We start from the raw sequence: 12,784 nt of genomic DNA on the forward strand, positions 1-12,784 counted from the left end.
AACGAAAGGTTGGCCCCGTGAGCGCGAGGAGTGCAGCGAAGCGGAGCCCCGCAGTCGCGAACGAAAGGTCGGCACCGTGACGGATGTGGTGGGCAGGCAGGTCGTGCGGCCGTACGGGGACACGACCGGGGACGGCATGGTGCAGGTGTCGTTCACGTTGCCGGTGCCGCTGGACAAGCGGGCCGAGGGTGCGGCGTTGCAGTTGGCGGCGAAGATGGGTCTGGATCCGGCGATGCTGGTCCATTCGCGGCAGATGGGGGACGGTTTCACGTTCTTCGTCGTGTATGGGCGGGTGAACCATCTGGTGGATCTGTCGAAGGTGGAGGTGGTGGAGCGGGATTTTCCGCTGCTGTCCGCCAAGGAGGTCAACGCGTTGGTGAAGCGCCGGATGCGGCGCAAGTTGTCGGTGGTGGGTGCGTGTATCGGTACGGACGCGCACACGGTGGGCATCGACGCGATCCTGAACGTGAAGGGGATCGCGGGTGAGAAGGGCCTGGAGTACTACCGGGAGTTGAAGGTGACGAACCTGGGTGCGCAGGTGAGTGTGCCGGATCTGGTGGAGGCGGCGCGGGCGGAGCGGGCGGACGCGGTGCTGGTGTCGCAGGTGGTGACGCAGCGGGACGCGCATCTGCACAACACGCGGGAGATGTCGGCGGCGTTCCGGGAGGCGTTGCCGGCGGGCCGGCGGCCGCTGCTGGTCGTGGGTGGGCCGCGGTTCGACGAGAAGATGACCGGCGAGTTGGGTGTGGACCGGATCTTCGGTCGGGGTACGACGCCGGGTGAGGTCGCGAGCTATCTGGTGCACGCGTTGATCACGAAGAAGGTGGGGGCATGAGCGAGAGCGGTGACGGGCGGTTGGGGTTGACGGTGACGCACCGGCGGTATGTGCCGTACTCGCACGCGCACTACGCGGGGAATCTGGTCGACGGGGCGTACGCGTTGGGGTTGTTCGGTGACGTGGCGACGGAGGTGTGTATCCGTACCGATGGTGACGAGGGGTTGTTCGCGTCGTATTCGGATGTGCAGTTCCGGGGGCCGGTGCGGGCCGGTGACGTGGTGGAGGTGTCGGCGACGGTGACCCGGGTGGGGACGCGGTCGCGGACGCTGGATTTCGTGTGCGCGGTGGTGTGCCGTGGTGAGGGTGTGGGGTCGGCGGCGTCGGTGTTGCCGGAGCCGCTGGTGGCGGTGACGGCGACCGGTACGGTGGTCGTCCCGCCCCGCCCGTGACCTGGGCCGGTTGCCGGTGACGTACGCGGTCTGTGCCGATGTCGGGTCGACGTTCACGAAGGTGGCGGTCGTCGACCTGGCCGGTGGTGGTCTGGTCGGGTCGGCGTCGGGGCCGACGACGGTGGGTTCGGACGTGTTGCACGGCCTGGACGCGGTGGTGGCGGCGGCGACCGTCGGTCTTCGGGGCACGGATGTGCCGTGGCTGGTGTGTTCGTCGGCCGGTGGTGGGCTGCGGCTGGCGGTGGTCGGTTACGAGGAGCTGGTGACGGCGCAGGCCGGGGCCCGGGTCGGGTTGTCGGCGGGGGCGCGGGTGGTGCATGTGGCGGCGGGCCGGCTGGATGCGGCGGGGTTGTCGGCGTTGCGGGCGGCGCGGCCGGACGTGGTGTTGCTGGTCGGTGGCACCGATGGTGGTGACGCGGAGGTGTTGGCGCACAACGCGGGCCGGTTGGCGCGGGCGCGGTGGCGGGTGCCGGTGGTCGTGGCCGGCAACGTCGAGGTGCGTGACGAGGTGGTGGCGGTGCTTTCCGGGCGGGGGGTGCCGGTGTCGGCGGCCGACAACGTGTTGCCGCGGATCGGGGTGCTGGCGCCGGGTTCGGCGCGGGCGGCGATCCGGGGGGTGTTTCTGCGGCATGTGATCGGTGGTAAGCGGTTGTCGCGGGGGCCTCGGTTCGCGTCGCTGGTGCGGGCGGCGACCCCGGACGCGGTGTTGACCGGGGTGGAGGTCCTTGCCGGGCAGGTCGGTGGTGATCTGCTGGTGGTGGATGTGGGTGGGGCGACCACGGACGTGTATTCGGTGTTGACGCCGGACGAGCGGGCGACGGGGCCGGGGCGGGAGGTGGCCGGCATGTGGTGGCGGGCCCGGACGGTCGAGGGTGATCTGGGGATGCGGTGGAGTGCGCCGGGGGTGGTCGCGGCGGCGGAGCAGGAGCGGTTGCTGGCCGCCGGTGAGGGTGAGGGGTTGGTGGTGTCGGCGGCGGGTCTGGCGGCGGATCCGTCGACGCTCGCGGGGGCGGGTGGTGCGGTGGATCTGCGGATCGCGGAGTTGGCGGTGACGGTGGCGTTGCGCCGGCATGCCCGTGGTGGTGGGCGGGGCGAGCGGGCGGCGCGGGATCTGCGGGACGTGCGGCTGGTGGTCGGGTCGGGTGGGGTGTTGCGGCATACCCGTGGTGGTGCGGGGGTGCTGGCGGCGGCGTTGGCCGATCATGCCGGTGGGTGGGCGGTGCCGCGGGCGCCGCGGACGGTCGTCGACGTCGACTACGTGTTGGCGGCGGTGGGGTTGTTGGCGGAGGAGTTTCCGGTGGCGGCGGCGGGGTTGGCGCGGGGGTTGGCCGGTACGTCGGACAGGTGATCCGGGCGCAACACGCCAGGGCGACACGCCGGTGTTCGCGATGTCTGCCGTTGCGGCTGTTGACAGGTGCTGGGGGGTGGCACGTACCGTCTTTGAGTCCTACAACGGGAAGCGGCTGTTGTTCGCTTCGTCCCTTCGTCTGCTGGCCGCGCGGCAACTGTCGCCACGGCCAGGTCCAGTGGGCGGGGGTCGGCGGGGCGGCGCGAACCGGCTGCGACTTACCGGTGTACGGGCAGGGGGAATTGCGCGGCCAGTAGACAACGGCCTGACGGGGGCAGCCAGCCACCGTCTTGTCGGTCCGAAGGTCGGGTGGGTCGCCACTGCCGCACCGGCCGGGAGGGGCCTGGGAGCATCGGGGCGTGACCGTTACGGTCACGCCCCGATTTCCGTTTGTGGTGGTGAACCCGCTGGTCGTCCGTTGCGTGCGGCTTTGTGTGGGGCGTGATTCGGCGGCCCGGTAGCGTTGCGGGGATGGACCGTCGCCGGGGTGTGCCGGCGCGGCCGGGTCATGGGTGAGGCGCGGGTGGCGATGGTGCGGACGGCCGGTGCGGACCGGTCGGATTCGGGTGACGTCGGTGCGGTGGGCGGGGGCGTGCCGGGCCGGCCGCTGCCGTGGTGGTTGTCGCTGCTGGCGGCGGTCGGGGCGGGGCTGGCGCTGCTGGTGTCGTTTCCGCCGTACGGCCGGTGGTGGCTGGCGCCGGTCGGGGTGGCGTTGTTCGCGGTGGCGGTGCACCGGCGGCGGCCGCTGGCCGGGTTCGGGTACGGGGCGCTGTCCGGTGCGGTGTTCTTCGTGCCGTTGCTGTCCTGGACGAACCTGCACCTGAGCAATCTGCCGTGGCTGCTGCTGTCCGGGCTGGAGTCGGCGTACCTGGGGTTGCTGGGTGCGGTGGCGGCGTACGTGAGTCCGGTCGTGGACCGGGCGCGGTGGTCGTGGCCGGCGGTGACCGGGGTGTTGTGGGTGGCGCAGGAGGCGTTGCGGGACCGGACCCCGTTCGGCGGGTTCCCGTGGGGTCGGCTGGCGTTCAGCCAGGACGAGTCGCCGCTGCTGCGGCTGGCGGCGGTCGGTGGGGCGCCGCTGGTGACGTTCGCGGTCGCGGTCGCCGGCGGGTTCGTGGTGGCGGCGCTGTGGCGGTCGTGGCGGCCGGTGGGCCGGGCCGCGCTGGTGCCGGTCGTGGCCGGGCTCGGTGGTGCGGTGGCGGTCGTCGGGGCCGGGTTCGTGGTGCCGGTCGGTGGCACGCCGACGACGGGTACGGCGGTGGTGGCGGTGGTGCAGGGCAACGTGCCGCGGATGGGTTTCGATTTCAACGCGCAGCGGCGGGCGGTGCTGGACAATCACGTCAACGGCACCGTCGAGTTGGCGCGGCGGGTCGCGGCCGGCGAGCAGGAGCAGCCGGATCTGGTGGTGTGGCCGGAGAACTCCAGCGACATCGACCCGTTGCGGAACGCGGACGCGGCGGCGCGGATCTCGGTGGCCGCCGACGCGATCGGGGCGCCGATCCTGGTCGGTGCGGTGTTGCGGGGGCCGGAGCCGGGTCAGGTCCGCAACGTGGGCCTGGTGTGGCTGCCGGGGGTCGGCGTCGACCGGGAGCGGATGTACGTCAAGCGGCATCCGGTGCCGTTCGCGGAGTACGTGCCGTTGCGGGACATCGCGCGCATGGTCAGCAAGGAGGTCGACCGGGTGGCGTCGGACTTCGTGCCGGGGTCGGAGCCGGGGGTGTTGCCGCTGGGGCCGGCGGTCGTCGGTGACGTCATCTGTTTCGAGGTGGCGTACGACGGGATCGTGCGCGACACCGTGGTCGGGGGTGCGCAGTTGCTGGTGGTGCAGACGAACAACGCGACGTTCAACGAGGCGGAGGCGCGGCAGCAGTTGGCGATGGTGCGGCTGCGGGCGGTCGAGCACGGCCGGCAGGCGTTGATGGCGTCCACGGTCGGGGTGTCGGGGTTCGTCGGGGTCGACGGGCGGGTATTCCAGGGCACCGGGTTCAACACCGCCGAGGTGATCGTGCGGGAGTTGGAGTTGCGGGAGGGGCGCACGGTCGCGACCCGGGTCGGGTTGTGGCCGGAGGTGCTGCTGGTGGTGGGGGCCGGTGCGGTCGTCGCCGTCGCGGCGGTGTGGCGTCGCCGGGCCCGGCCGGCGGGCGCGGGTACGGCGGTCGTGGCGGGCGCCGGTGAGGATACGGAGGAACGGTGAGCGACGACGTGGGCGGCTACCCGGGGGTGGGCCGGGTGCTGGTGGTCATCCCGACGTACAACGAGGCCGACAACGTCGGCGTGATCACCTCGCGGGTGCGGCGGGCGGTGCCGTCGGTCGACGTCCTGATCGCCGACGACAACAGCCCGGACGGCACCGGTGACGTCGCCGACGCCATCGCGGCCGACGATCCGCGGGTGCACGTGCTGCACCGGCCGGGTAAGCAGGGGTTGGGTGCGGCGTACGTGGCGGGGTTCGCGTTGGCCCGTGAGCGCGGCTACGACGCGGTGGTGGAGATGGACGCCGACGGTTCGCACGCCCCGGAGGAGCTGTCGCGGCTGCTGGACGCGGCCCGTGACGCCGACGTGGTGATCGGGTCGCGGTGGGTGCGTGGCGGGAAGGTCGTCAACTGGCCGTGGCACCGGCAGCTGCTGTCGCGCGGCGGGAACCTGTACACGCGGCTGGCGTTGGGGATGCCGGTCCACGACGCGACCGGCGGCTACCGGGTCTACCGGCTGCCGGCCCTGGAGAAGATCGACTTCGAGTCGGTGGCATCGCAGGGCTACTCGTTCCAGGTGGAGTTGTCGCGGCGGGTGCACCGGGCCGGGCTGCGGATCGTGGAGGTGCCGATCACGTTCGCCGAGCGGGAGCGGGGGGCGAGCAAGATGAGCACGCTGATCGTCGGTGAGGCGCTGTGGCGGGTCACGATGTGGGGTGCCCGGGACCGGCGGGACGCGGTGACGAGGGCGGTGCGGTCCCGTACCGACGCCCACGCGCGCTGGCCGTGACCGGTACGCGTGTCATGCTTGAATGGTTGACACCGAGCTTCGGGATGTGAGCTGACATGCGCGGCAGGCTCCGCTACGTGCCGTTGGCCCTGCTGGCCCTGGCGGTCGTCGAGGTCGTGGTGTTCGTGTTCGTCGGCCGGGCCATCGGGTTCGGGTGGACGATCCTGATCGGGCTGGCGGCGTCGGTGCTCGGCATGTGGCTGCTGCGCCGGGAGGGGCTGCGCGCCTGGCGCGGGTTCCGGGACGCGGCACAGTCGGGTGCGCCGCCCGGCGAGCAGGTCACCGACGGCGTCGTCGGGCTGGCCGCCGGGCTGCTGCTGGCCGCGCCGGGTCTGGTGTCGGGTGCGGCCGGGCTGCTGCTGACAGCGCCGCCGGTGCGTCGGCTGACCCGCCGCCGGGTCCAGGTCGCCGCCGAGCGGCGGGTGTCGTCGGCGGTCGCCGGTGACCTGTTCGGGCCCCGCCGGGTGCGGGTGCACCGGGGTGAGCCGGCGCCGGAGCCGGCCGGCCCGACCCTGACCAAGCCGCCGCCCGGCGAGCCGGTGCCGGAGCCGGCCGGGCCGAGCGAGGTCATCGAGGGCGAGATCGTCGAGCCCGGCCCGCCGCGCCGCTGACGACACGCCCGACCGTTTCCGGCCGGCGGTGTCGGCCCGCACGTAGGATCTGCCGGCGATGACGACGATGCGAAACGGGCGTACGACGGTAGACCAGGACACCGCGCCGGAGGTGGCGCGGACCGGGCCGGGCGACGAGGTCGCGGAGACGCGGCCGTGCGCGCACTGCGGGCGGCCGGTGCCGCAGCGGGCGGCGGCCGGCCGGCCGTTCCGGTACTGCCGCGACAACGACGGCGCCTGCCAGCGCGAGTCCCGTAACACCCGGATGCGGCACCGTAACTCGCCGGGCCTGGCCGGTCAGGTCGCCCGGACGTGGGAGGCCGTCGACCGGCTCGACCAGGTCGTCGGCACGCTCACCGAGGCGTTGCACGCCGAACTGTCGCCGGCCGGGGTGGAGCGGCGGCTGGCCGAGGCCGAAGCGGCCGCCGCCGCCCGGGTCGCGGCAGCGCACGCCGAACGTAACGAGGCCCGCGCCGACGCCGAGACTGCGGCCCGCGCCGCCGGCCAGGCCCGTGAGGACGCTTCGGCCGCCGCGGTGGCCCGTGACGCGGCCCGCGCCGACGCCGACCGGGCGCGGGAGCAGGCCGCGCAGGCGATCTCGGCGGCCGACGCCGCCGTCGTCGAGCGGGACACCGCCCGCGGGCAGGCCAGCGCCGCCGAAGCGCTGCGGGAGCGTGCCGAACAGGACCGCGACACCGTACGCGGCGAGCTGGTCGCCGCCCGCGCCGACGCCGACCGGGCCGGCCGGGAACTGGCCGGGCTGCGGCGGGACCTGGCCGGTGCGGTCGCCGACCGGGACACCGCCCGCGCCGACGCGCAGCGGGCGACGCAGGCGGCCGCCGACGCGGTCGCGCAGGCCGAACGGTCCCGGGACGAGGCGGCGGCGGCACGGGCGCGGGCACAGGAGGCGACCCGTGACGCCGAGCAGGCCCGGACCCGGGCCGGGCAGGCCGACGACGACGCCGCCCGGGCCCGTACGGTCGCCGACGCCGCGGTCCGGGACCGGGACGCGGCCCGCGCCGAACGGGACCGGGTCGCCGGCGAGCTGCGGGCCGCCGCCGCCGAGGCCGCGGCGGCCCGCGCCGACGCCGACCAGCTCGCGGTACGGCTGGCCGCGGCCCGTGCCGACGCCGACGCCGCGCAGGCCCGCGCCGGGCAGCTGTCCGGCCAGGTCACCGATCTCGCGGCGGCGCTGGCGGCGCTGGGTGCCGCCAGCCGGCCGCCCGGGGCGCCACCACCTGTCGACGGGGCGGCGGCCGGCGCCGTACCGTCGGTGTAGGCGGACGCGGTAGCGGGCAGTATCACCCCGGATGACCGGGCGGCCGGTGGCGGGTTCCGGCTATCCTCGGAGCGTTTGTCCGACACCGCCCGGCGGGAATCGCCGGGCTGTCGCAGGTCGTTACATTCAGCGAGAAGGTTGTCAGGTGGCATCCGGCCGACCGGGGCCACCACCGCACCACGTACGGAACACCAGCACCACGACCGAGGGGAAAGCCGATCATGGGCGAGCGCATGCTGCGCGGCAGCCGTCTGGGAGCAGTCAGCTACGAGTCCGACCGCAACACCGAACTCGCTCCGCGCCAGACCCGCGAGTACCTGTGCCTGAAGGGCCACCAGTTCGAGGTGCCGTTCGCCGTCGACGCCGAGGTCCCCACGACCTGGGAGTGCAAGTTCGACGGCAGCGTCGCACGCCTGGTCGACGGCAGCGAGCCGGAGCAGAAGAAGGCCAAGCCGCCGCGTACGCACTGGGACATGCTCCTGGAACGGCGTTCGATCGCCGAACTGGAGGACATCCTGAACGAGCGGCTGGAGGAGGTCCGCGCCCGCCGCGGCGGCCGCTGACCGTGTCTTTTCGAACCGCCCCCGGCAGGCCCGTTCCGGCCTGTCGGGGGCGGTTCGTCGTCGTGGCGCCTACCGAAGGACCGGGTGGTGGAATGTCGACCGGGAACGGCACCGTACGGGGCGTCGGCGTGCTGGCCGCGGCGGTCGTCCTGCTGACCACCGCCTGCGCCGGCCCCGAACCCGCCACCACACCCGTCACATCCGGCCCCACCGCCACACCAGGCGTCGCCACGACCACCGCCGCCGTCGGGGCGCCGGCGGCCGACCGGGCGTTCGCCGACCTCGAAACCACGTTCGACGCCCGGCTCGGCGTGCACGCCGTCGACACCGGCTCCGGCCGCACCGTGTCGTACCGGGCCGACGAACGGTTCGCGTACGCGTCGACGTTCAAGGCCCTCGCCGCCGCCGCGGTCCTCGACACGACCACGACCGCGCAACTCGACGCGACCGTCCGCTACACCCGCGCCGACCTCGTCACCCACTCCCCGGTCACGCAACGACACGTCGACACCGGCATGACCCTGCGCGCCCTGTGCGACGCCGCCGTGCGCTACAGCGACAACACCGCCGGGAACCTGCTGCTACGCCACCTCGGCGGCCCCGACGGCTTCGAACGGGCGCTGCGGCGGGTCGGTGACACGACCACCGACGCCGCCCGCTGGGAGACCGACCTCAACCAGGCCACCCCCGGCGACCGGCGGGACACCAGCACACCTCGGGCGCTCGCCACGAGCCTGCGGGCGTACGCCGTCGACGACGCCCTGTCCGGCGAGGACCGCGACATCCTCAACGGCTGGCTGGCCGGCAACACCACCGGCGACGAACTGATCCGTGCCGGCGTGCCGGACGGCTGGACCGTCGGCGACAAGACCGGGGCCGGCGGCTACGGAACCCGCAACGACATCGCCGTCCTGCGGCCGCCGGGCCGGGCACCGATCGTCGTCGCCGTGCTGTCCAGCCGTGACCGCAGGGACGCCGGCTACGACAACGCCCTCATCGCCGAGGCCACCCGGATCGTCGTCACCCACCTGCATCCGTAACGCCGGCCACCGCCGGGCGCGCACACCTGAAGCCGTGACGCCGGCTACCGCCGGGCGCGCAGCGCCGCCGCCCGTCCGGCGGCGGCCGTGACCGCCCGGCGCAGGATTTCCGGGTCGACGCCCGGCGCCGCCGGGAACACCACGCCACCGGCCGGGTCGGCGGCCACGGTGGGCGGCGGCACCGGCAGCGCCGGCAGCCCGCCCGCGTACGCCGCCACCGCGTCCACCCCGACCGGCCCGTCCGCGGCCGGCTCCGGCGGGGCGGTGGCCGGTGAGCCGGCCGCGCCCCGCCGCCGCAACCCCGCCAACAGCTCGCCCCGCCCCCGGCCGCGCAACAGCAGCAGGACGAACGGGTCGGCGTCCAGCAGCCACGACGCCTGGTAACACAACGCCGCCGCGTGCCGGCACGGAAACTCGAAGTCCGCGCAGTCGCACTCCGGCTGCAGGTCGCCCAGATCCGGCAGCAGCCGCACCCCGGCGTCGCCGGCCGCCGCCACCAGGTCGTGCGGCACCTCACCGTCCAGCAGCGCCGCCAGGTAGCCGGCACTGCCGGCGACCTCGTCGGCCAGCCGCTCCCAGCCGGCGTCGGCGAGCCGCTCCACGTGGACCACCGTCGTGTACGTCGCCCCGTCGTCGCCGTACACCGGCGCGGCCAGCCGGCCGGGGGAGACCGTGATCGACCCGACGTGCCCGGTGTACGCGTACCGGCGGCCCTTGCGCAGCTGCTCGGCGTCCAGCGCCGTCTCCTCCATCGCCCGTACCCAGGCCCGGCCCCACCACGACGCCGCGAACTGCCGCACGCGGCGGCCGCCGCGCCCGAACGCCGGGAAGCCCCGGACCCGGTCGCCGCTCATCGCAGCACCACCAGTTCGGCCAACTCCGCGTCGGACAGTTCGGTCAGCGCCGCCGCACCGGAGTGCAGCACCGCGTCGGCGAGCTCCCGCTTCGCCGACAGCATCGCGGCGATCCGGTCCTCGACGGTGCCCTCGGCGACCAGCCGGTGCACCTGCACCGGCCGGGTCTGCCCGATCCGGTACGCCCGGTCGGTCGCCTGGTCCTCGACCGCCGGATTCCACCACCGGTCGAAGTGGACGACATGATCGGCCCGGGTCAGGTTCAGCCCCGTCCCGGCCGCCTTCAACGACAACACGAACACCGGCACCGCACCGGCCTGGAACCGGTCCACCAGCTCCTGCCGGCGCGGCAACGACGTGCCGCCGTGCAGCAGCTCGCACCCGAACCCGCGCCCGCGCAGATGCCGGCGCAGCAGCCGCCCCATCGCCACGTACTGGGTGAAGACCAGCACCGCGCCGCCACCGGCCACGATCGCGTCGACGAGCTCGTCGAGCAGTTCCAGCTTCCCCGACCGGCCGGCGAGCATCGGCTCGTCCTCCTTCAGGTACTGCGCCGGGTGGTTGCAGATCTGCTTCAACGCCGTCAGCAGCGACACCACCGCACCCCGGCGGGCCATCCCGGCCGTATCCGGCAGCCGCGCCAACGCCTCACGGACCACCGCCTCGTACAGCGCCACCTGCTCCACCGACAACGCCACCGGCCGGTCGGTCTGCGTCTTCGCCGGCAACTCCGGCACCACGTCCGGATCCGACTTGCGCCGCCGCAGCAGGAACGGGCCCACCAGCCGCGCCAGACCGCGCGCCGCGGCCTCGTCACCGGACTCCACCGGATCGGCCCACCGCCGCCGGAACACCGTACGGGGACCCAGCAGCCCCGGCGTCGCCCAGTCCAGGATCGCCCACAACTCGTCCAGGTTGTTCTCCACCGGGGTACCCGTCAACGCCACCCGTGCCCCCGCACCGCCGGCGACCATCCGCAGCGCCCGTGCCGACAGCGAGCCGGCGTTCTTGACGTGCTGTGCCTCGTCGGCGACGACCAGCGCCCACCCGAACCGTGCCAGCCGGGCCGCGTCCAGCCGCATCGTCGCGTACGTCGTCAGCACGAACCCGTCCGTCACCGCGTCCAGCGACCGGTCGGGGCCGTGGAACCGCGACACGTCGACCCCCGGCGCGAACCGGCGTACCTCCCGCTCCCAGTTGCCGAGCAGCGTCGCCGGGCACACCACCAGCGTCGGGCCCGCCGTCGCCGGATCGGCCTGCCGGTGCAGGTGCAGCGCGATCAACGTGACGGTCTTGCCGAGCCCCATGTCGTCGGCCAGGCACGCCCCCAGCCCCAGTGACGTCATCCGGACCAGCCATCGCAGTCCACGCACCTGGTAGTCGCGCAACGTCGCCGTCAGCCCGGCCGGTACGGCGACGCCGGCATCCGGCCCGGCCGGCAGCCCGGCACCGTCCAGGACGGCGCTGTCCGGGGTGGCGCTGTCCGGGGTGGCGAGCCGCTCCCGCAGCCGCGCCAGCCAGCCGTCGGCGACCACCTCGACCGGCTCCCCGCCGACGACCGTCGAACCCGACAGCACCGCCGCCAGCCCGTCCACCGCCGCCACCGCCGGCAACGACCCCGCCCGCGCCCGCGTCACCACCTCCGGAGCCACCAGCACCCACCGGTCCCGTAGCCGCACCACCGGCCGCCGGGCCGCCGCCAGCACCTCCAGTTCGGCCGCCGTCAGCGGCTCGCCCCGGAGCGCCACCTGCCAGTCGAACGACAGCAGCGCACCGGCACCGAACACCCGGCCACCGGCCGCCCCCGAACCGCCGGAGCCCGCACCGACCAGGGCCCGCACGGACACGTCGCGCTCCACCTCCCGCGGCCAGTGCACCGCCACCCCGGCCGCCGCCAGCCGGCGCGCCGCACCGTCGACCAGTTCGGCGACCTCGTCGTCGCCGAGCACCATCCGGTCCGGTACCGGACCCGACAGCAGCCGCCGCAGCGGCTCCCACACCCGCGCCGCCCGCCGTACCGCGAGCACCACGTCCTGCGGCGCCCGCGCGTCGAACCCGGCGGCCGCCCCCGCCCACACCGGCGCCACGTCGGCGACCAGCCCCGGATCGGCCAGCCCGTGCACCTGGACCACCGCCTGCCACGGGCCGGCCGCCGGATCACCGCCGGGCACCTCCAGCCGCAGCGACACCCGTACCCCGGCGGCCACTTCGGCCGCCCAGTCCCGCAGCCCGTCGACCCGCCGCGGCGCCCAGCCGGCGTACGCGGTCCCGTCCGCGTCCCGGTCGCGCGGCAGGTCGTCGGCGACCGCGTCCAGGAACGCCCGCAGCAGCGGGTACGCCTCCGGCAGCCGGACCCCGCCGGCGGCCGGCACCGGTACGGCGCGTGCCCACCCGGGCATCGCCGCACCCAGCGCGCCGATGCGTCCGACGTCGTCGGCGTCGAGCGGGCCGACCCGCCACGCGTCGAGGCCGGCGGGGGAGACCCCGGGCAGCAGCCGCCCCCGTGCCACCAGGTGCAACGCCACGTCGGCGGCCGTCGACCAGAACGCGGCCGCCGGGTGCGCGTCCGCCTCCGCCCCCGCGTCGGCGAGCAGTGGCAGCGCCGTGCCGACCGGTAGCCGGCGGGCGGCGACCGTCGACACGGTGACGCCGGCACCGTCGGGGACGGCCACGGTCAGCTCGCCGTCGTCGCCGGGTAGGTCGTCGGGTGGCGGGCCGCCGTCGGGTGACCAGAACGCCAGCCGGCCGGCCCGTGGCGGGTCCGCCGGCTCGAAGACCACCGCGCACCGTCGCCACATCGTCGTCACGCCCGCCCCCGGATTCGTCCAACCAAACTCAGTACGCCGTACGGAGTCCGACTATTGTAGCCACGCCAGCGGCACA

11 protein-coding genes are annotated in these 12,784 nt (G+C 74.7%); 9 read left to right on the forward strand and 2 right to left on the reverse strand.

The window, feature by feature from the left end; translation table 11 throughout:
• Nucleotides 1-76 precede the first annotated feature (76 nt).
• From AB0I42_RS24225 to bla, 9 genes are all read left to right on the forward strand, one after another.
• Nucleotides 77-835: an OAM dimerization domain-containing protein gene (locus AB0I42_RS24225; RefSeq protein ID WP_357540297.1), complete on the forward strand. Its 759-nt coding sequence runs from the start codon at nt 77-79 to the stop codon at nt 833-835.
• Nucleotides 832-1,227 carry a hotdog domain-containing protein gene (locus tag AB0I42_RS24230; RefSeq protein WP_357540299.1) on the forward strand — a complete coding sequence of 132 codons (396 nt, stop codon included), beginning with the start codon at nt 832-834 and terminating at the stop codon, nt 1,225-1,227. Before AB0I42_RS24225 ends, AB0I42_RS24230 begins: the two co-directional genes overlap by 4 nt.
• A 16-nt stretch (nt 1,228-1,243) precedes the next feature.
• A complete protein-coding gene (locus AB0I42_RS24235; RefSeq protein WP_357540301.1) occupies nt 1,244-2,575 on the forward strand; it encodes a glutamate mutase L in 1,332 nt (443 codons plus the stop codon).
• 508 nt (nt 2,576-3,083) lie between these two features.
• Entirely contained in the window at nt 3,084-4,766 is a 1,683-nt protein-coding gene (lnt, locus tag AB0I42_RS24240; protein ID WP_357540303.1) for an apolipoprotein N-acyltransferase, read from the forward strand.
• A complete protein-coding gene (locus tag AB0I42_RS24245) occupies nt 4,763-5,554 on the forward strand; it encodes a polyprenol monophosphomannose synthase (RefSeq protein WP_357540305.1) in 792 nt (263 codons plus the stop codon). The genes lnt and AB0I42_RS24245 overlap by 4 nt, the downstream gene beginning before the upstream one ends.
• Before the next feature lie 56 nt (nt 5,555-5,610).
• On the forward strand, nt 5,611-6,165 hold the full coding sequence (locus AB0I42_RS24250) for an FxsA family protein (protein WP_357540307.1): 555 nt from the start codon (nt 5,611-5,613) through the stop codon (nt 6,163-6,165).
• A 58-nt stretch (nt 6,166-6,223) separates the two neighbouring features.
• Nucleotides 6,224-7,444 carry a hypothetical protein gene (locus tag AB0I42_RS24255; RefSeq protein WP_357540309.1) on the forward strand — a complete coding sequence of 407 codons (1,221 nt, stop codon included), beginning with the start codon at nt 6,224-6,226 and terminating at the stop codon, nt 7,442-7,444.
• 221 nt (nt 7,445-7,665) lie between these two features.
• On the forward strand, nt 7,666-8,007 hold the full coding sequence (locus AB0I42_RS24260) for an RNA polymerase-binding protein RbpA (RefSeq protein ID WP_357540311.1): 342 nt from the start codon (nt 7,666-7,668) through the stop codon (nt 8,005-8,007).
• A gap of 92 nt (nt 8,008-8,099) precedes the next feature.
• A complete protein-coding gene (gene bla, locus AB0I42_RS24265; RefSeq protein WP_357540313.1) occupies nt 8,100-9,047 on the forward strand; it encodes a class A beta-lactamase in 948 nt (315 codons plus the stop codon).
• Nucleotides 9,048-9,091: 44 nt separating this feature from the next.
• Here the strand turns inward: bla and AB0I42_RS24270 are convergent, their stop codons facing one another.
• On the reverse strand, nt 9,092-9,901 hold the full coding sequence (locus AB0I42_RS24270; RefSeq protein ID WP_357540315.1) for an SWIM zinc finger family protein: 810 nt from the start codon (nt 9,899-9,901) through the stop codon (nt 9,092-9,094).
• Nucleotides 9,898-12,699: an SNF2-related protein gene (locus tag AB0I42_RS24275; protein ID WP_357540370.1), complete on the reverse strand. Its 2,802-nt coding sequence runs from the start codon at nt 12,697-12,699 to the stop codon at nt 9,898-9,900. The genes AB0I42_RS24270 and AB0I42_RS24275 overlap by 4 nt, the downstream gene beginning before the upstream one ends.
• Nucleotides 12,700-12,784: the final 85 nt, after the last annotated feature.

This window comes from Polymorphospora sp. NPDC050346, assembly GCF_040655695.1.
Lineage (GTDB): Bacteria > Actinomycetota > Actinomycetes > Mycobacteriales > Micromonosporaceae > Polymorphospora > Polymorphospora lycopeni.